Raw genomic sequence first — 18,790 nt, forward strand, 5'->3', positions numbered from 1 at the left:
CTGGAGCACGATCTACATCACAGGCAAAAAGCCTAAGGAGCTGCACGGCTTCCAAGTCCCTCCCTCGATGATCAGTCGAGAACTATCGCTCCTGATGGAGCGATAGTCGAGATACAAGGAGCTGCCGAAGACTGCGATCTCTTGATTTTGACTTTCGGCATGTTTCAAGTTCACAAAAAAGATCACCGCCGGCGATGGGCGTATTCCGGGCGTAAGCGCCACTGTTCAGCCATCAACAGTGAAGCAGCAGATTGCCCGGCTTCATCACCCTGGCCCCCCCGAAACGCCTCTGAACTACCCGAAAACATTAGCCCTCACGGTCAGGCACAGAAGCTGCAATGACTCAGGTATCACCTGTATCGAGAGTCTTGTATGTCTGTCTTGTCCGAATCTGCCGTCTATCCGATCAACCCGCCGGCCGCCCACCGGATCGCCGACGAAGCCGAAGCCCTTCGCGTGGCCGAGCAGGTCGCCGCGATCCTGCTGGAACAGGACGCCGAGCGCGACCGCACCCGCCAGGTGCCCGCCGAGATCGTCGATTTGTATTCCAACAGCGGCCTGTGGGGCATCACCGTACCGAAAGCATTCGGCGGCGCGCAGGTGTCCTACGCGGTGCTGGCGCAAGTCATCGCAATCATTTCTGCGGCCGATCCGTCCCTGGGGCAGATCCCGCAAAACCACTATTGCCTGCTGGAAGACATTCGTCTGCAGGGCACGCCGGAGCAACAAGCGCATTTCTTCGCCCTGGCGCTGCAAGGTCACCGCTTTGCCAATGCCTTGTCGGAAACCGGCGGCAAAAACGTGCAGGACATACAGGCGACTGTCCGACGTTACGGCGACGGTTATGTGATCAACGGACGCAAGGGTTATTGCACCGGATCGCTTTACGCCCACTGGCTGGCGGTGCTGGCGCTGGACGAAGAGCAAAAGGGCCAGTTGGCCTTCGTCGAACGCGGCACCCGAGGATTGGTGATCGTCGACGACTGGGACAGCATCGGCCAGCGCACCACGTCCAGCGGCACGGTGCTGGCCGAGGATCTGCACGTTTCGGCGTTCAATCTATTCCCCACGCATCGCTCCTATGAAAGCCCGACCCTGGCCGGTCCGTTTGCCCAGTTGACCACCGCTGCCATCGATGCCGGCATCGCCCGCGCAGCGCTGCGTGACACCATCGCGTTCGTTCAACAGTTCGCCCGCCCCTGGATTGACGCGGGCGTGGAAAAAGCCAGCTTAGACCCGCTGACCATCATTCAGGTTGGTGGCCTGGAAATTCGCCTGGAAGCCGCCGAAGCCTTGCTCGAACGAGCGGGTTGGGCGCTGGATGCGGCGCGCCCGGCCCCGGACGAAGACAACGTTGCCCGCGCGTCCCTGGCGGTGGCCAAGGCCAAGGTGTTGAGCACTGAAATCGCGATTGAAGCGACCAACAAGTTGTTCGAACTCGGCGGCACCCGCTCGACCCTGAAGAAGCACAACTTCGATCGCCACTGGCGCAATGCCCGGGTGCATACCCTGCATGATCCGGTGCGCTGGAAGTACCACGTGGTCGGCAACTGGCTGCTCAATGGCGTGAAACCGCCACGTCATGACTGGTCGTGATCATGGCTGAATTGTTCAAGAACATTTATTGGGCCGACATCGGCCAGGCCTGCCTCGACACCCTGAGCATGCTCGGCGCGGCCCTCGGTTTTACCGTGTTGCTTGGGCTGCCGCTGGGGGTACTGCTGTTCCTGACCGGCAAGCGCCAATTGCATGAAGCGGTCGGCGTCTACCGGGTGCTGTCGGTGATCGTGAACATGCTGCGGTCGCTGCCGTTCATAATCTTGCTGATCGTGCTGATTCCCCTGACCACCTTGCTGGTTGGCACCTCGCTGGGCGTGCCGGGGACCATTCCGCCGTTGGTGGTGGGGTGCACACCGTTCTTCGCGCGGTTGGTGGAAACCGCGCTGCGGGAAGTCGATCGCGGCGTGGTGGAAGCGACCCAGGCCATGGGCGCCAACACCTGGCAGATCATCCGCCACACCTTGCTGCCCGAGGCGCGGGGAGGGCTGTTGGCGGCGGTCACGGTGACTGCGATCGTGCTGGTCGATTACACGGCGATGGCCGGGGTGATCGGTGGCGGTGGGCTGGGCGATCTGGCGATCCGCTACGGCTATCAGCGCTTCCAGACCGACGTGATGGTGGTCACCGTGGTGCTGTTGTTGATTCTGGTCCAGGCCCTGCAAATGAGTGGCGACCGACTGGTGGCGCGTTACAGCCGGCGGTAAGCATTCGATTCCTTTCCATTTAAAAGAAACAAAAGTCCGGCCTCACGTCCGCCCCACGACGGCCACCTAAATCTGCCTAGGAGCACACTATGAAGAAGACCCTGGCCATTCTGGCTGCCCTGGTTTCGCTGAGCGCTCACGCCAACGAAAAACTCACCGTCGGCGCCACCCCGGTGCCCCACGCGGAAATCCTCGAATTCGTCAAACCGACCCTCGCCAAGGAAGGCGTGGACCTGGACATCAAGGTGTTCACCGATTTCATCCAGCCCAACCAGCAGTTGGCCTTGAAGAACCTCGACGCCAACTATTACCAGTACCGACCGTTTCTGGATGACTACAACAAAACCCGCCACACCGATCTGGTGCCGGTGGTCGGCGTTCACATCGAACCGTTCGGCGCTTACTCGACCAAGATCAAAAACATCTCCGAGCTCAAGGACGGCGCTACCGTATCGATCCCCAACGACCCGGTGAACACCGGTCGCGCGCTGGTGCTGCTGCACGAAGCCGGGTTGATCAAACTCAAGGACCCGAGCAATACCCTGGCAACGCAACGGGACATCGCCGAAAACCCCAAACACCTGAAAATCCGTGAACTGGAAGGTGCGCTGCTGGCGCGTTCGGTGAGCCAGGTGGACCTGGCCTTCGTGTTTGCCAACTACGCACTGGAAGCCGGGATCGACACCAACAGTGCGTTGATCGTCGAGAAGGGCAAGAGCCTGTACATCGAGTTCCTGGTGGCCAGGCCGGACAACATCAACGATCCGGGCCTGCAGAAACTGGCCAAGGCGTTGAACTCCGATGACGTGCGGCAGTTCATCCTGACGCGCTACAAGGGGCAGATTGCGCCGGGGTTCTGATTTTTCAGTGGCTGATAGGACGCCTTCGCGAGCAGGCTCGCTCCCACAATGGATTTTGTGAATGCCACTGATCCAATGTGGGAGCGAGCCTGCTCGCGAAGGCCGCACCGCTTATTCTGGATCAACCCTCGGGTCCAGCAACTGCGCCCCCGGTCCCTGCTCCCCCAACACATCGCCAAAATTACGCAACGGACACGCCTCCATCGATAAACAGCCACAACCGATGCAGCCATTGAGCCGGTCGCGCAACAGCGTCAGCTGATTGATCCGTTCATCCAGATCCCGACTCCACTGCGCCGACAAGACCTTCCAGTCCGCCGCCGTCGGTGCTCGATTATCCGGCAGGGTATTCAGAGCCTCGCCGATTTCCGCCAATGGAATGCCCAGGCGCTGAGCTACCTTGATCAGCGCCACCCGTCGCAGCACCTCCCGTGGATATCGCCGCTGGTTGCCATGATTGCGATTGCTTTTGATCAAGCCCTTGGACTCATAGAAGTGCAGCGCCGTGACCGCCACGCCGCTGCGTGCCGCCAACTGGCCGACGGTGAGTTCTTTATGCAGGTTTTCCGAGGTGATCATTTGAAAAATGCCCCTTGACCTCTAGTTAACTTGAGGTTTTAACCTGCACGCCTTCGGATCGCAAGATCCGTCTTACAGGTACTGGGGGACTATTCATGCAAGCGCCAGAGAAAAATCGCAGCTTCACCCAGCTGATCGAATTCGAGATCGAACCCCATCAGCAACCGGCACTGGTGTCGGCGTTATCCCGGCAGACCGAGCGTCTGGCTCAGCATTACAGCGGCTTTCTGAGTGCCAGCATTCAGGCGAGCGATGATGGCCGGCGGGTGCTCAATTACCTGCAATGGCAAACCCGCGAGGCCGGGGAAGCCGCGTTCCGGAGTTTTGAAAGCGGCGAAGAGGATTTCTGGCAGTTGATCCGCGCACACCAGGCGAAAACCGTGACCTTCGGCTCGTTCCAGGTGTTGCACAGCCTGGAGCGCAGCCACGACCACGCACTGCATTGCAATCTGGTGGGTTAAATAGAGAGCTGCATCAACCGTTCACCCTGCACATTTTCCGTGGGCCGACGCTTATTCACCGCCAGCTCGCCGATCTTGATCAGGCGCGTGCGGGTCACGTTGCGGCTCAGCCCCAACAGGGCAGCGGTGTGCACCTGGTTGTAATGACTGAATCGGTAGGCGGCGCGCAGCAAGGCGTCTTCGACTTTCTCATGCAGCGCACCCGCCTGCTCTTCGAAGAGCTTCTGAAAAGCTCTATTCAGCAGTGCTTCGGCGGAGTCGTCGACCTGTGCATGGTGGTCGTCCTGACGCTCGATGCGCATGTTCGACAGACGCAGGTCGTCGCGTTCGATCACGCCGTTGCGGCAAATCAGCAGGGTGTGGTGAATGACGTTTTCCAGTTCGCGAATGTTGCCCGGCCAACTGTAGCTGCGCAGTTTCAGTTCGGCCTCTTTGCTGATGGTGATGCTGCCGTAACCCAGGCGCTGGCTGTAGGCGTCGATGAAGTGGCGGGTCAGCGGCAGGATGTCGCCGGGACGATCGCGCAGCGGGCTCAACTCCAGGCTGACCACGTCGAGCCGGTAGTACAGGTCTTCGCGAAAGTGCCCGGCGTTGATAGCTTTTTCCAGTTGCACGTTGGTCGCCGCCAGCACTCGCACATTGATGGGAATGCTCTTGCGCGAGCCCAGGCGCACCACTTCGCGTTCCTGTAGCACCCGCAGCAACTTGACCTGAATCGCCATCGGCAAATCGCCGATTTCATCGAGAAACAGCGTGCCGCCGTCGGCCTCTTCGAACCAGCCGGCCTTGGCGCTCAACGCGCCGGTAAATGCGCCTTTCTCATGACCGAACAGCTCGGCCTCGACCAGGGACTCTGAAAACGCACCGCAGTTCACCGCCACGAACGGCCGGTTGCGCCGTGCGCTGAGGTTATGAATGTGTCGCGCCACCAGTTCTTTGCCAGTGCCGGTTTCGCCAATGATCAGCACACTGGCTTCACTCGGCGCGACTTGTTGCAGATGCGCGAGCAAGGCCTGGGATTTCGGGTCTTCGAACACCTGGGCCGTGGCACGGATCGACGTGGCCAGAGCGGGCGAGGGCGGTAAGGTCAGCAGTTGCATGGGGCACGCTCCTTGTAGGGCAAGCTATGAATAAAAAGTCGGAATCGGCAGGGCCTGGTTCAACGCCCAATCACCCAGTTCATGAATCTTGTAGTCCACCGGGTCATGCAGGGTTTGCGTGCGCAGGTTGCGCCAGTGCCGGTCCAGGCGCAGCGAGGCGTGAGTCGAGCGCGCGCCGGTCACTTCGAACAAGCGGCTACACAACTCCAGGCCATTGCGGGTCGCGGCAACCTTGGCGGTGGCGATAGCGGTGGCCAGATGCCCGCGTTCTTCGGCACTGAGATCCGGCCCTTTGGCCCACGCCTTGTCGAGCAGGTCGGCGGCGCGTTCCACCAGTAACCGTACGCCTTCGAGGGCGACCCAGAATTCGCCGTAGTGGCCGAGCACATAAGGGTCCTGGCGCACATCCCGAGCCGTGGATTTGTGCCACGGCCGGGTTTCGGTGAGCGTGTATTGCCGCGCTTCTTCGAAGGCGCCTTCGGCAATGCCGAGGAACATGTGGGTAAACGTGAGCTGGGCGATCAGCGGGCGCAGGCAGGCGAACGGCGTACTCAGCGGGCCCGGGTCGAGCAGCAGTTCCGATTCTTCGACGCGCACCCGTTCGAAGGTGGCGCTGCCGCTGTCGGTCTGGCGCTGGCCCATGTTGTTCCAGTCGTTGTGCAATGTGATGCCGCTGCGACCGCTGGGGATGGCGGCGATCAACAGCTTGCCGCCCGCGCTTTCGTCCACCGCCGAGGCGATCAGCATTTCCGAGTCGCTGGCCCCGGAGCAGAAACTTTTCTTGCCGGAAAACTCACGCCAGCCTCCGAGGTTTTTCACCACGGTGCGGGTGTCCAAAGGATTGAGGGCATTGCCCCAGAACCAGTTCTTGCGCGCAGTCTGTTCGAACCACGGCTGCCATTGTTCGGGCCGGGCGAACAGGCGCACGGTGGCGAGCATCAGGTGATGGAAGCCGAACACGTGGGCAAGCGAACTGTCGACCTTGGCGAACTCGCGCACCACGGTCAGGGTTTCACTCCAGTTGGCGCCGAGGCCGCCGAATCGGGTGGGAATACTCAATGCAAGCAGGCCGCTGTGGCGCAGGGCGTCACGCTCGGCCTTGGGCGTACCGCCCCGCTCATCGCGCTCGACGGCGGTCAAGGCAAACCCGGCGGCCAATTGGCGGGCGGTTTGCAGCGGGGATATCAGGGCGCTGTGCGGCTTGGCAGTCACGCGGGATTCCTTCTAAAAGTCGACGCAGTACCCCTGTAGGAGCGAGCCTGCTCGCGAAGACGGTCTTTCAGACACTTCGATGTGAATGTGCTGCCGCCTTCGCGAGCAGGCTCGCTCCCACAGGGGTTGCAGGGTCGGGCCGTGGCTTTGGCGGGCAGCACATCATTGGCAATCATTTCGCCAAACGGCCCGGTCAGATTGGTGACACCGCGCCCGGCAAGGCTGGCGTATGGCTCGGGCAGCAGCGGGAACACCAGTTCGGCAAAGCGATAAGCTTCTTCGAGATGCGGATAGCCGGAGAAAATGAAACTCTCGATCCCCAGGTCCGCGTACTCCTTGATGCGCGCCGCCACCTGCTGCGGATCGCCCACCAACGCCGTCCCGGCACCGCCACGCACCAGGCCGACGCCGGCCCACAAATTGGGCGAAATTTCCAGGTTGTCGCGACGCCCGTCATGCAGTGCCGCCATGCGCCGCTGACCTTCCGAATCGAAGCGCGAGAACGACTTTTGCGCCGCGGCGATGGTTTCGTCACTGATGTGTTCGATCAGTTTGTCTGCGGCTTTCCACGCCTGTTCGGCGGTTTCGCGCACGATCACATGCAGGCGAATCCCGAATTTCACCGTGCGTCCATGACGCGCAGCACGCTCACGGACATCGGCAAGCTTTTGCGCCACAGCAGCGGGTGGTTCGCCCCAGGTCAGGTAGACATCCACCTGTTCGGCAGCCAGGTCATGGGCGGCTTCGGACGAACCGCCAAAGTACAGCGGCGGATAGGGTTTCTGCACCGGCGGATACAGCGCCTTGGCATTTTGCACCCGCAGGTGTTTGCCCTCGAAATCCACCGATTCGCCTTGCAGCACCCGGCGCCAGATTTTCAGGAATTCGTCGGTGACTTCGTAGCGTTCGCTGTGATCGAGGAAGCTGCCGTCGCCGCGGTTTTCATCAGGATCGCCGCCGGTCACGACGTTGATCAGCAAGCGGCCGTTGGACAGGCGATCGAGCGTGGCGGCCATGCGCGCCGATACGGTCGGCGAAATGATCCCGGGGCGGATCGCCACCAGATAACGCAGACGCTCGGTCAACGGCACCAGCGCCGACGCGATCACCCACGAGTCTTCGCAGGAGCGGCCGGTGGGAATCAGCACTCCGTGGTAGCCGAGGCTGTCAGCAGCCTGCGCCACTTGCTTCAGGTAGTTGAGAGTCACCGGGCGAGCACCCTGGGTGGTGCCCAGGTAGTGGCCGTCGCCGTGGGTGGGTAGAAACCAGAAAACATCCATGAAGAAGTCCTTAAGCGATTTTCAGCAGATTGTTGGGATACGCACCGAACAACGGCGCGGCGCGTTCTGCAGCAAGACGAATGCGGGCCTTCAAGGGCTCACTGGTTATTTGGTAATTGGAGAAATCGGCTTCGGTGGCATACACGCCAATCGGCAAGGTCAGCGCCTGGAAGAAACTGAACAGCGGCCGTAACTGATGATCGAGCACCAGCGCATGGCGTTCGCTGCCACCGGTGGCGGCCAGCAGCACCGGGGTGTTAATCAGCGCATTCAGATCGATCAGGTCGAACAGGTGCTTGAGCAGGCCAGGGTAGGAACCGCGATACACCGGCGCGGCGACAATCAGCAAGTCGGCGTTTTCAATCGCTTGCAGCTCGGCTTCGATTTCCACGCTCACTTCCTGACGGGACAGCGCCGCGCCCAGTGGCCGGGCGATGTCGCCCAGTTCGATCAGCCTGCTCTCGATCGGCAGTTGCTCGGCCAATTGCGCCAATAGCGCTTGAGTCAGCACCAGGGTGCGGGAGGGACGCCAGGTGCCGCCGGAGAGGGCAACGACTTTCAATGGACGCGACATGATCAGTTCCTTTTTAAACAGTTGCTGGAGGAGCAGTGAGTCATCACTGGGCTTAACCCCCTTGAGCAAGAGCTGTACCAATCCCTTGAAGCCAGGTTTTACAAGGCTTGCAGCGCGTTGATCAGTCCGCGCTGTTGGTTTTGCAGGGCTGTTTGTTGAATGACTGTTGCCTGGCGAACAGTGGCGTGAGCAACAGTGCACCTGCGGATGGAGTTGTTATAAAGCTTCGTTGTTATTCCGCAAAAGAAGTTAAATTAATATTTATAGATCATTATAGAATATGTCGTGTTGAGGGGACTGAAATTAGGAAAACTCAATAGCGACTATCGAGAGCGTTGATTTCTGCCCATGCGAAGGCGCGAGTAGCCTGTGTTCATTGCCCCGAACCCAGATTGCCAGGACGCTCAAGATGAAAACCCTGATCACCACTTTGTTGCTGTCGAGCCTTTCGGTTCTTGCCGGATGTGCCAGTCATGTATCTCCGGAATTGCGCCCCTACACCGCCGAAGAAACCCGGGAACTGGCGCTGGAGGCATTGAATCGCCGCGGTTTGTCCTTCGACGAATACCACGCGAAAAAAGCCGAAATCCTCGGTGAGTCGCCAAAGACGTTTGGCTTCGACAAGCAGGGTGAAATGAACGCCGAGCGAGCTGTACAGCTGCACGGTCGTCCAAGCTGAGCAAGAACTGTACTGCTCGAACTTTCACCTAACTGTCCATGGGTTTGCGCCGAGGTGTGCGATAGGGTCAATACCTGACCGACCCTGATGGACTGCCACCCATGACACTCTCGCTCGATCTGCTGCTGGGGTTCGCCCTGTTTGCCCTCGTCACCTCGATCACGCCCGGCCCGAACAACACGATGTTGCTGGCGTCCGGTGTGAACTTCGGCTTCAACCGCACCATTCCGCACATGCTTGGCATCACTTGCGGCTTTTTCGTGCTGGTCGTGGCGGTGGGTTTCGGCTTGGGCGCGGTGTTCCAGACTTACCCTGTGCTCTATACCGTGCTGCGATACGTTGGCGCGGCGTATTTGCTGTATCTGGCGTGGAAAATCGCCCATTCCGGGCCGGTTTCGGACAGTGACAAGGGCGAGGCCAAACCGATCAGCTACCTGGGTGCCGCCGCGTTTCAGTGGGTCAATCCCAAGGCCTGGATCATGGCCATCGGCGCGATCAGCACTTACACGCCGATGCAGGGTTACTTCACCAACGTCATCGTGATTGCCGCGGTGTTCGCCATCATTAACCTGCCAAGCGTCGGTGTCTGGGCCGCGTGCGGAACCCTGTTGCGCAACGTGCTGAAGGACCGCCGCTGGTTACGCCTGTTCAACTGGGGCATGGCCGCGCTGCTGGTGGCATCGCTGTATCCGATCCTGCTCGAAAGCTTTAGCTGACGCATTGCTTCAACCGGTTGCCCGATGCCTGTTAAGCTCGCTTTTCAGGAGCGTTCCTACGCACTCTTAAATGAAGTTGTACTTCTTTAACGGCATCCGATCAGGTATTGGTAGCGCTCTGAAACCGGGCGCAGCTCACAAGGCTGCGTCTTGACGTTTACAGTCACGAGCTTCCTGATCCCGGAACACGCTCTGCGAGTCTTTTATGAATAAACGTCCGTTGTATTTCGACTACGCCGCCACCACGCCGGTGGATGAGCGGGTCATCAAGGTCATGGTCGAGTGTCTGGGGTTCAGCGGCAATTTCGGCAACCCCGCTTCCAGCTCCCACGCCTTCGGTCAACAGGCCCGGCAGTCGGTCGAGCAGGCGCGGCGCCAGGTTGCCGAACTGGTCGGCGCCCTCCCTGCGCAGATCGTCTGGACCTCCGGCGCCACCGAATCCAACAACCTGGCCCTCAAGGGCGTCGCCCAGGCGCGCGGCGTTGCCGGCGGCCACATCATCACCAGCCAGATCGAACACAAGGCTATCCTCGATACCGCGAAGCAGTTGCAGGATGCCGGTGTCGCGGTAACGTACCTGGTGCCGGACGCCGATGGCCTGATCACCCCGCAAGCGGTCAGCGAAGCCATGCGCGAGGACACCTTTCTGGTGTCGCTGATGCTGGTCAATAACGAACTCGGTACGGTCAACGACATCCCGGCCATCGGTCAGCGGGTGCGTGATCGCCAGGCGTTGTTCCATGTCGACGCAGCGCAGGGCGCAGGTAAAGTGGCGATTGACCTGGCCGAGTGGCCGGTGGACCTGATGTCCTTTTCGGCGCACAAACTCTATGGCCCCAAGGGTATCGGCGCACTGTACGTCGGGCCGCGCGCGCAACAGCGCTTGCTGGCACAGATCCACGGCGGTGGGCACGAGGGCGGTTTGCGTTCCGGCACCCTGGCGACGCATCAAATCGTCGCCATGGGCGAGGCTTTTGCGCTGGCGGCGGCTGCATTCGATGAAGAAAAAACCTTGATCGTGCATCTGCGAGAGCGCTTGCTCGAGCAACTGTTCAGCATTCCCGGCGTACGCCTCAACGGCAGCCCGAGCCAACGCATCCCCCATACCCTGAGCCTGACCTTCAATGAAGGCGAGTTCAATTCGACGGTATTGCTCGCCTCGATCGCGTTTTCCGCGACTTCGGCCTGCAATTCCGCGAGCAATGCACCCTCCCACGTGCTGCTAGCGCTGGGGCATGACGCTCGCGCGGCGAGTCGCACCATTCGCTTGAGCCTGGGGCGTTTCACCACCGAGCAGGACATCGATCAAGCGGCACAATTGATTAAAGCAGCCTGCGCCAGTGCTCCGGCATTTTGGCAATAGGGCAAAAAAAAGCGCCGGCATTGATCGCAATGCTGTTCACTTAGGCGGATCTTGAGTCAGTGAGACATCTGTGGCGAGGGAGCTTGCTCCCGCTTGAGTGCGTAGCACTCACAAAAATCGCAATGGTTGTCAGATTTTTGGGGCCGCTGCGCAGCCCAACGCGAGCAAGCTCGCTCGCCACAGGAATTGGTAAGACTCAACATTTCTTAAGTAAACAGCGTTCCGGCATTGATCGGCGCTACACAACAACACAAACAATGATAAGTGGTTAGCAGGAGTCACGATGAGTACGCAGTCTTCGATCAATGGATCGGTGCCCCAGCGCCTGGCGCAAACCCGCGAGCTGATGAGCCGGGAGGGCATTCACGCGCTTCTGGTGCCGTCGGCCGACCCGCACCTGTCTGAATACTTGCCGGGCTACTGGCAAGGGCGCCAGTGGTTGTCCGGTTTCCATGGTTCGGTCGGCACCCTGATCGTCACCCCGGATTTTGCCGGTGTCTGGGCCGACAGCCGTTATTGGGAACAAGCGACCAAGGAACTCAAGGGCAGCGGCATCGAACTGGTCAAGCTGCAGCCGGGCCAACCGAGTCCTCTGGACTGGCTGGCCGAACAAACCCCTGAGGGCGGCGTCGTCGCGGTCGATGGAGCGGTGATGGCCGTGGCTTCGGCGCGAACCTTGGGCAGCAAACTCGAAGATCGCGGCGCGCGCCTGCGCACTGACATCGATCTATTGAACGAAGTCTGGACTGATCGCCCGATTCTGCCGAACGAACCGATCTATCAGCACTTGCCACCGCAGGCCACTGTCAGCCGTGGCGAAAAACTCGCCAAGCTGCGCGAAGCCTTGCGGGCAAAGGGTGCCGACTGGCATTTCATCGCCACCCTCGATGACATCGCCTGGCTGTTCAACCTGCGCGGCGGCGATGTGTCGTTCAACCCGGTCTTCGTGTCTTTTGCGTTGATCAGCCAGCAGCAAGCCACTTTGTTCGTGGCTTTGAGCAAGGTCGATGCCCAGTTGCGTGCGGTGCTTGAGCAGGACGGCGTGACCCTGCGCGATTACAGCGAAGTGGCGGCTGCCCTGAGCGCGGTGCCGAACGATGCGAGCCTGTTGGTCGACCCGGCACGCGTAACGGCCGGTCTGCTGGGCAACCTGAGCTGCGGCGTCAAGCTGATCGAAGGCCTGAACCCGACCACCCTGGCCAAGTCGCAGAAGAGCCTGGCCGATGCTGAGCACATTCGTCAGGCCATGGAGCAGGACGGTGCAGCGCTCTGTGAGTTTTTCACCTGGCTCGACTCGGCGCTGGGCCGTGAGCGCATCACCGAGTTGACCATCGACGAAAAACTCACCGCTGCGCGTGAACGTCGTCCGGGTTACGTGTCGCTGAGCTTCAATACTATCGCGGCGTTCAACGCCAACGGCGCGATGCCGCATTACCACGCCACCGAAGAAGAGCACGCGGTGATCGAAGGTGACGGCCTGTTGCTGATCGACTCCGGCGGCCAGTACCTGGGCGGCACGACGGATATCACGCGGATGGTGCCGGTGGGAACACCGACGGCCGAGCAGAAGCGCGATTGCACCCGCGTGCTCAAAGGCGTGATTGCCTTGTCTCGCGCCCAGTTCCCCAAAGGCATTCTGTCGCCACTGCTCGATGCCATCGCCCGCGCGCCGATCTGGGCCGAAAGCGTCGATTACGGTCACGGTACCGGGCACGGTGTGGGCTACTTCCTCAACGTTCACGAAGGCCCGCAAGTCATCGCCTATCAAGCTGTGCCAGCGCCGCAAACCGCGATGCAACCGGGCATGATCACTTCCATCGAGCCGGGCACCTACCGTCCGGGCCGCTGGGGTGTTCGCATCGAGAACCTGGCAATGAACCGCGAAGCTGGCAGCAGCGAATTCGGCGAGTTCTTGAAATTCGAAACCCTGACCCTGTGCCCGATCGACACCCGTTGCCTGGAACCGTCGCTGCTGACCGAAGAGGAAAAGCAGTGGTTCAACGCTTACCACGCCGAAGTGCGCGAGCGTTTGAGTCCGTTGCTGGACGGCGCGGCCCTTGAATGGCTGAACACTCGTACGGCGGCTATTTAACCAGCTGCAGCTCGGGCGCTGATTCCAGCGCCAGAGCCATGTAATCGACAAAGGCTTTGACCCTGGCGGATTGGCGACGATTCGCCGGGGACACGGCATGTATCGGCAGTGATTGCGGGGTGAATTCCTGCAATATCGCGGCCACTCTCCCGGCTTTCAGATCCTCGCTGAACAGCCATGTCGGTGACAACGCGATCCCCAATCCTCCCAGCACCATCTCGCGAATCGCTTCGGAGTTGTTGCTTTGCGCATTGCCCTTGATCCGTACTTCGTGACGCTGGGCACCTTTCTCATAAATCCATAGGTTCTGACTGTTTAGCAGGTTGAACAGCAGGCAATTGTGCCCGCTCAGTTCCTGCGGTGTGCGGGGCTGACCGTGTCGCACCAGATAATCCGGGGTTGCGACCGTCACCCGGTGGGTGGTACCGACATGGCGGGCGATCAAGCCGCTGTCGTTCAATGTGCCGATCCTGAACGTGACGTCCAGGCCTTCGCTGACCAGGTCCTGGTTCTGGTCGCTCAGTTGCAGGTCAATCTGAACTTCAGGATGACGCCTGAGAAACTCCGGCAGACGCGGCGCAATCTGCAAGCGCCCGAAGCTGACCGAGGAACCGATTCTCAGTGGCCCTGCGATGACTTCCCGGCCGGACTGGAAGCTGTGTTCGGCGGCGTCCACCGCTGCGAGGATTCGGCGACACTCGGTGTAGTAGCGCTGTCCTTCATCGGTCAGGGAAAGTCGTCGGGTGCTGCGGGCTATCAGCTCGCCCCCGAGTTCCGACTCCAAAGCTCGCAGCACTTTGCTGATGGTCGGCTGGCTGGTTTGCATCTCCCGGGCAACGGCGGAAAAGCTGCCGCGTTCGACCACCCGGACGAAAATGGCCATTGCATTGAGTTTGTCCACAGGGTTTCTCATTCATGCCAAATGGGCATGCTCACTATAGCGATACAGCGTCTTATCGGCATGAGTGGGTTGGCGGAAGATCAATCCTACAACCACTTCTGATGGAAATAGGCGAAATGACTGACTCACTGCACATGCGCGCGCTGATTGTTGACTCGGCTAATGCACCGCTACGCTTGGCTTCCATTCAGCGACCGATACCTGGAGCGGGGCAGGTGCTGGTGCGGATTGCCGCCAGCGGGGTGAATCCGCTGGATGGGAAAATCCGCTCAGGCCAGGCCGCTCATGCACGTCAGCCGTTACCGGCGGTGTTGGGCATGGATCTGGCGGGAACGGTGGAAGCGTTGGGGAAGGGCGTCATTGACTGGGAGCCGGGCGATGAGGTTTACGCCATGGCAACGGGGATTGGCGGGGTCCAGGGTTCGTTGGCCGAGTACGCAGTGGTCGATGCGCGGTTGCTGGCGCATAAGCCGGGCAATCTGAGCATGCGTCAAGCCGCAGCATTGCCGTTGGTACTGATCACGGCGTGGGAAGGATTGGTCGACCGTGCTCGGGTTCGGGCGGGTCAGAAAGTGTTGATTCACGGCGGGGCGGGTGGAGTGGGGCATGTCGCTGTGCAAATCTGCCGTGCATTCGGTGCCGAGGTGTTTGCGACGGGTTCTGCTTGGCAGCAGGGGTTGATAGAGGACTTGGGGGCAACCTTTATCGATTATCACGAGTCGTCGGTCGAGGACTATGTGACTGAGTACACGGCCGGGGAGGGATTCGATATTGTCTATGACACAGTGGGTGGTGAAACACTGGATGCGTCATTCAAAGCTGTGCGGATGTATCACGGTCATGTGGTGAGTTGCCTGGGCTGGGGCCAGCACAGTCTCGCGCCACTTTCATTTCGCGGGGCGACTTATTCCGGTGTCTTCACCTTGTTGCCGCTGCTGACGGGGCATGGACGTGAGCATCACGGTGAAATTTTGCGCGAGGCGGCAAGCTTGATCGAGGCGGGCAGGCTCACACCGATGCTCGATCCACGGCGGTTCACTTTGCAAACCGCCGAGGTCGCCCTTGGGCTGCTCCTGTCGGGGGCGGCACAGGGGCGGTTGGTCATCGAGGTTTAACCCAGGGCTTCGCGGACGAACTCCAGACGGTCCTGGCCGAAGAACAACTGACCATCGACAAACATGCTCGGTGCGCCGAATACACCGCGCTGTACCGCTTTCTCGGTGTTGGCCTTGAGCGCGGCTTTGACTTCCTCATCGGTCGTCAGGGCCAGCACTTCGTTGGGGTCGAAACCATTGCGGGTTAGCACTGCCGCCACAGTTGCCGGTTCATCGAGGCTGCGGCCTTCAACCCACAGCGCTTTGAACAGGCAATCGATGAATGCGGCAAAGCGCTCGGGATGGCGCAACTGCATGCCGGTGACGGCGCGCATGAGCATCAGGGTGTTGATCGGGAAATGCGCGTTGAACTTCAGTGGCACATCGTAGCGTCTGGCGTAACGGTCGAGGTCCTGAAACATGTAGCGACCCTTGGCTGCAATGGTCGCGGGTGAAGCGTTGCCGGTGGCTTTAAACACGCCGCCAAGCAGGATCGGGATGTAGATCAACTGGCTGTCGGTTTGCTCACAGATCTTGGGCAGCTGGGTGTACGCCAGGTAGGTGGCGGGGCTGCCCAGGTCAAACAGGAACTCCACGGTTTTGCTCATGGTCGATGCACTCTGATTATTGTTGTAGGGGGGCTTACCAGCGTTCGCTCCAGGGACGCAGGTCCAGCTCGAAGGTCCAGGCGTCGCGGGGCTGGCTGTGCAGGTACCAGTAGTTTTCGGCAATGTGTTCGGGGTTGAGAATGCCGTCCTGATCCTTGGTGGCGTATTTTTCGGGGAAGTTGTCGCGGATGAAATCGGTATCGATGGCACCGTCGACGATGATGTGCGCGACGTGGATATTCATAGGTCCAAGTTCGCGGGCCATGCTTTGCGCCAGCGCACGGATCCCATGCTTGGCACCTGCGAATGCGGCAAAGCCAGCGGCACCGCGCATACCGGCAGTGGCACCGGTAAACAGAATTGTGCCCCGTTGTCGCTTGGCCATTCGCTTGGCCACTTCGCGGCCGTTGAGGAACCCTGAGAAACAGGCCATTTCCCAGATCTTGAAATACTTGCGGGCAGTTTCTTCGAGAATGCTGCAGGGGACGTTGGCGCCGATGTTGAACACAAACGCTTCAATGGGCCCTATTTCGTTTTCGATCTGCTCGACCAGCGCCACCACGTCTTCTTCCTTGCGGGCATCGCAAGCGAAACCGTGAGCCTCGCCACCGTTGGCGCGGATGATATCTACCAAGGGTTGCAGCTTATCCGCGCTACGGCGGGTGACGCAGGCGACAAATCCTTCCTGTGCAAAGCGCCTTGCAATGGCGCCGCCGGTGGCATCGCCTGCACCGACAACGAGTACGACCTTCTTGTTGTTCATGGGTAGATCCCTTTAGTAAACGATCGTTAACTAAACGAACGTTATGCTACGATTCGGTCAGCGTCAAGGTGATCAACCCAGAGGAAAGGGCAATGCGTTACTCGGCCAATCACAAACTGGAAACCAGGGAGAAACTGCTGCAAAGCAGCGCGGTGTCTGCCAAGAAGGCCGGTTTTTCCACGGTGGGTGTCGACGGCCTGATGAAAGCGATCGGATTGAGTGGGGGCGCTTTTTACAGCCACTTTTCGTCGAAGGATGAGTTGTTCGCTTCAATTGTCGAACGTGAGTTGCGCCAGAGTCTTGAACGATTGGGGGCTGATCAGGATCGCGACAAGCTTGAGCGCTGCTTGAAGCACTACCTCAGTATGTCCCACGTGGATCATCCGGAAACTGGCTGCGCATTGCCGGCTCTGGGCGCCGAAATTGCCCGTTCTGACGTGATGATTCGACAGCAGGCGGAGCACTGGATTTGTCGACTTCAGGAGAGTTGGGCACAGGTGCTGGAGAGCGACAGCCTGGCCTGGGCCATCCTGTCGCAATGCATTGGTGCGTTAGTGGTGGCGCGGATGCTTGCCACGCCAGAGCTTCAGCGTAAGGTGCTGAAGTCCAGTTACGATGAGATCGGCCGTCAGATTAGCGGTACTGGAAACTGACGGCGAAGTATCAATTTATTTGCAAATGACGATCATGCTGCGGCTGGTATAGCCCGCTGGGTTGAGGCCAAACGGATAATCGCCGGGCTCTTCCACGGCATCCCCTGACTTGGCGATGACCTTATATCCCTTGGGGGCACACGAATTGGTAGCGCTGGCGTAGCACTTGTCCCAAGAGGATGACAGTCCGGAACAGTTGATGTGCAGCCCTTTCTTGCCGTGTTTCGTTTGCGTTTTCGACGTTGCCGCGCAGCCCGCAACTGCCAGTACGGCGATCAGTATCAAAATTCGTTTCATTGCTTTCCTTGGTGCATTTCCGGATCTGACGCCCGGTCTGGCAGAATTCGCTTACGTTTGAAGCGTTCTGATATCCCTATCCTGAAAAATCCATGGCTTACACTAGGTTGCGGACCTAAACATGGCCTAAATGAGCGGTAAATACCAGCACCTCGTCAAATCTTGCATTAATCCGCCGCAACGGCGGGCTTTGAGGCGCTGCCCATGGTCATAGTGGCGCCGACGGAAGCCAGGATGATGCACAGGATAGCCATCCATTGTGACAGGGAGAGGTATTCGTGCAAGAACAGCAAGCCGGACAACGCACCGAATGCGGGTTCAATGCTCATCAATGTGCCAAAGGTCCTGGCCGGCATGCGTGTGAGTGCGACCATCTCCAGTGTGTAGGGTAGGGCGGTGGACAGGATGGCGACACCGATGGCGATCGGGATCAGGGATGGCGTCAGCAGTGCGGCACCTGCATGAACGATTCCGATGGGGGCCACGAACAGAGCGGCAATCATCACGCCCAGTGCAGCAGTTTGCACGCCATTATCAGAACCGGCCTTTTGACCGAATAGGATGTACAGCGCCCAGCAGACCCCGGCGCCCAATGCGTACCCGGCACCTGGCAGGTCGATACTCGCAGTCGTGGCACCGGTCGGTATCAGCAACAGCAATCCGACAGCCGCCAGGGCTATCCAGAGAAAGTCGATTGCCCGGCGTGAGGCGTAAATGGCAACGGCCAATGGTCCGGTGAATTCCAATGCCACCGCAATCCCCAGGGGGACTGTGCGCAAGGACATATAGAAGAGGAAGTTCATGCCACCGAGCGCCATGCCGTAGACGATGACGGTGCGCAGGGACTTGGCTGTAAGCTTCGCTCGCCATGGACGCAGCAATAACAACATGATCACGCTGGCGAAAATCAGGCGCAGGGTAGTTGTCCCCTGGGCACCGATGACAGGGAACATGCTTTTGGCCAGGGAAGCTCCGGACTGGATCGATGCCATGGCTATTAATAGCAGGCCCACCGAAAACAAGGTCGAGGCAAGGCTGCGAGGCTGATCATTCATTGAGTGGCGTCGTCCGAAGTGAGGAGCTTGGGTGCTGTTGTTGGTATTGGGCAATATACTGCGCAATCACCGCGGGCGCGTCTATATATAGGCAGGTAATTTGTTCCTTCTGATAGAAAAACCAAATCAGTGCTTGACGGCAGATTTCAGATGTCTATAATTCGCCCCACTTCCGGCGCAGTCGAAACGGAAAACTCCTTGGTAAACAATGAGTTACGCAGTTTTCGGCAGCAGGTTGC

19 protein-coding genes and 1 pseudogene are annotated in these 18,790 nt (G+C 59.6%); 10 read left to right on the forward strand and 10 right to left on the reverse strand.

Annotated features, from left to right (window positions below):
* Positions 1-372: 372 nt before the first annotated feature.
* The 3 genes from CKW21_RS29970 (at position 373) to CKW21_RS29980 (ending at position 3,124) form a co-directional block, all read left to right on the forward strand.
* The gene (locus tag CKW21_RS29970; protein WP_095197417.1) at positions 373-1,596 is read left to right on the forward strand and encodes an SfnB family sulfur acquisition oxidoreductase; all 1,224 of its coding nucleotides are present in this window, start codon (positions 373-375) and stop codon (positions 1,594-1,596) included.
* Between the two features lie 2 nt (positions 1,597-1,598).
* Entirely contained in the window at positions 1,599-2,264 is a 666-nt protein-coding gene (locus tag CKW21_RS29975) for a methionine ABC transporter permease (RefSeq protein ID WP_095197418.1), read from the forward strand.
* An 89-nt stretch (positions 2,265-2,353) separates the two neighbouring features.
* Positions 2,354-3,124, forward strand: a complete 771-nt coding sequence (locus tag CKW21_RS29980) for a MetQ/NlpA family ABC transporter substrate-binding protein (RefSeq protein WP_095197419.1) — start codon at positions 2,354-2,356, stop codon at positions 3,122-3,124.
* 111 nt (positions 3,125-3,235) lie between these two features.
* Here CKW21_RS29980 and soxR read toward each other — a convergent pair whose 3' ends face one another.
* Positions 3,236-3,703: a redox-sensitive transcriptional activator SoxR gene (gene soxR, locus CKW21_RS29985; RefSeq protein WP_095197420.1), complete on the reverse strand. Its 468-nt coding sequence runs from the start codon at positions 3,701-3,703 to the stop codon at positions 3,236-3,238.
* Between the two features lie 95 nt (positions 3,704-3,798).
* On the opposite strand from soxR, the gene CKW21_RS29990 reads away from it, so the two are divergent.
* Positions 3,799-4,164 (forward strand): antibiotic biosynthesis monooxygenase, encoded by a 366-nt coding sequence (locus CKW21_RS29990; protein ID WP_095197421.1) that lies wholly within the window; start codon positions 3,799-3,801, stop codon positions 4,162-4,164.
* On the opposite strand, the gene CKW21_RS29995 is transcribed toward CKW21_RS29990, so the two are convergent.
* The 4 genes and pseudogenes from CKW21_RS29995 to msuE form a co-directional block, all read right to left on the reverse strand.
* On the reverse strand, positions 4,161-5,264 hold the full coding sequence (locus CKW21_RS29995) for a sigma-54-dependent Fis family transcriptional regulator (protein ID WP_095197422.1): 1,104 nt from the start codon (positions 5,262-5,264) through the stop codon (positions 4,161-4,163). The two genes, CKW21_RS29990 and CKW21_RS29995, sit on opposite strands and share 4 nt — an antisense overlap.
* A 24-nt stretch (positions 5,265-5,288) precedes the next feature.
* A complete protein-coding gene (locus CKW21_RS30000) occupies positions 5,289-6,476 on the reverse strand; it encodes an acyl-CoA dehydrogenase family protein (protein ID WP_095197423.1) in 1,188 nt (395 codons plus the stop codon).
* Positions 6,477-6,613: 137 nt separating this feature from the next.
* Positions 6,614-7,756: pseudogene (ssuD, locus tag CKW21_RS30005) on the reverse strand (FMNH2-dependent alkanesulfonate monooxygenase); the annotation flags it as partial.
* A gap of 10 nt (positions 7,757-7,766) precedes the next feature.
* On the reverse strand, positions 7,767-8,330 hold the full coding sequence (gene msuE, locus CKW21_RS30010; RefSeq protein WP_095197424.1) for an FMN reductase: 564 nt from the start codon (positions 8,328-8,330) through the stop codon (positions 7,767-7,769).
* A 409-nt stretch (positions 8,331-8,739) separates the two neighbouring features.
* On the opposite strand from msuE, the gene CKW21_RS30015 reads away from it, so the two are divergent.
* The 4 genes from CKW21_RS30015 (at position 8,740) to CKW21_RS30030 (ending at position 13,180) form a co-directional block, all read left to right on the forward strand.
* Positions 8,740-9,009, forward strand: a complete 270-nt coding sequence (locus CKW21_RS30015; RefSeq protein ID WP_095197425.1) for a hypothetical protein — start codon at positions 8,740-8,742, stop codon at positions 9,007-9,009.
* 101 nt (positions 9,010-9,110) lie between these two features.
* Positions 9,111-9,725, forward strand: coding sequence for a LysE family translocator (locus tag CKW21_RS30020; protein ID WP_095197426.1), 615 nt, complete (start codon positions 9,111-9,113; stop codon positions 9,723-9,725).
* A gap of 205 nt (positions 9,726-9,930) precedes the next feature.
* Positions 9,931-11,088: a cysteine desulfurase family protein gene (locus tag CKW21_RS30025; RefSeq protein ID WP_095197427.1), complete on the forward strand. Its 1,158-nt coding sequence runs from the start codon at positions 9,931-9,933 to the stop codon at positions 11,086-11,088.
* A 283-nt stretch (positions 11,089-11,371) separates the two neighbouring features.
* Positions 11,372-13,180 carry an aminopeptidase P family protein gene (locus tag CKW21_RS30030; RefSeq protein ID WP_095197428.1) on the forward strand — a complete coding sequence of 603 codons (1,809 nt, stop codon included), beginning with the start codon at positions 11,372-11,374 and terminating at the stop codon, positions 13,178-13,180.
* Here CKW21_RS30030 and CKW21_RS30035 read toward each other — a convergent pair.
* The gene (locus tag CKW21_RS30035) at positions 13,173-14,093 is read right to left on the reverse strand and encodes a LysR family transcriptional regulator (RefSeq protein WP_170948769.1); all 921 of its coding nucleotides are present in this window, start codon (positions 14,091-14,093) and stop codon (positions 13,173-13,175) included. The two genes, CKW21_RS30030 and CKW21_RS30035, sit on opposite strands and share 8 nt — an antisense overlap.
* A 104-nt stretch (positions 14,094-14,197) precedes the next feature.
* Between CKW21_RS30035 and CKW21_RS30040 the strand changes: the two genes are divergently transcribed.
* Positions 14,198-15,196 carry a zinc-dependent alcohol dehydrogenase family protein gene (locus CKW21_RS30040; protein WP_095197430.1) on the forward strand — a complete coding sequence of 333 codons (999 nt, stop codon included), beginning with the start codon at positions 14,198-14,200 and terminating at the stop codon, positions 15,194-15,196.
* Here the strand turns inward: CKW21_RS30040 and CKW21_RS30045 are convergent.
* Positions 15,193-15,783 (reverse strand): 2-hydroxychromene-2-carboxylate isomerase, encoded by a 591-nt coding sequence (locus tag CKW21_RS30045; protein WP_095197431.1) that lies wholly within the window; start codon positions 15,781-15,783, stop codon positions 15,193-15,195. The genes CKW21_RS30040 and CKW21_RS30045 overlap by 4 nt on opposite strands.
* 34 nt (positions 15,784-15,817) lie before the next feature.
* Complete coding sequence (locus CKW21_RS30050; RefSeq protein ID WP_095197432.1) at positions 15,818-16,546, reverse strand: SDR family oxidoreductase; 729 nt, start codon at positions 16,544-16,546, stop codon at positions 15,818-15,820.
* Between the two features lie 92 nt (positions 16,547-16,638).
* Between CKW21_RS30050 and CKW21_RS30055 the strand changes: the two genes are divergently transcribed.
* Positions 16,639-17,199, forward strand: a complete 561-nt coding sequence (locus CKW21_RS30055; protein ID WP_095197433.1) for a TetR/AcrR family transcriptional regulator — start codon at positions 16,639-16,641, stop codon at positions 17,197-17,199.
* A 15-nt stretch (positions 17,200-17,214) separates the two neighbouring features.
* Here CKW21_RS30055 and CKW21_RS30060 read toward each other — a convergent pair whose 3' ends face one another.
* Positions 17,215-17,496, reverse strand: coding sequence for a hypothetical protein (locus tag CKW21_RS30060; protein WP_095197434.1), 282 nt, complete (start codon positions 17,494-17,496; stop codon positions 17,215-17,217).
* A 167-nt stretch (positions 17,497-17,663) separates the two neighbouring features.
* Positions 17,664-18,551 carry a threonine/homoserine exporter RhtA gene (rhtA, locus tag CKW21_RS30065; protein WP_095197435.1) on the reverse strand — a complete coding sequence of 296 codons (888 nt, stop codon included), beginning with the start codon at positions 18,549-18,551 and terminating at the stop codon, positions 17,664-17,666.
* Positions 18,552-18,790 lie beyond the last annotated feature (239 nt).

The sequence above is a fragment of the Pseudomonas sp. Irchel 3A7 genome (genome assembly GCF_900187565.1).
Classification (GTDB): Bacteria; Pseudomonadota; Gammaproteobacteria; order Pseudomonadales; family Pseudomonadaceae; genus Aquipseudomonas.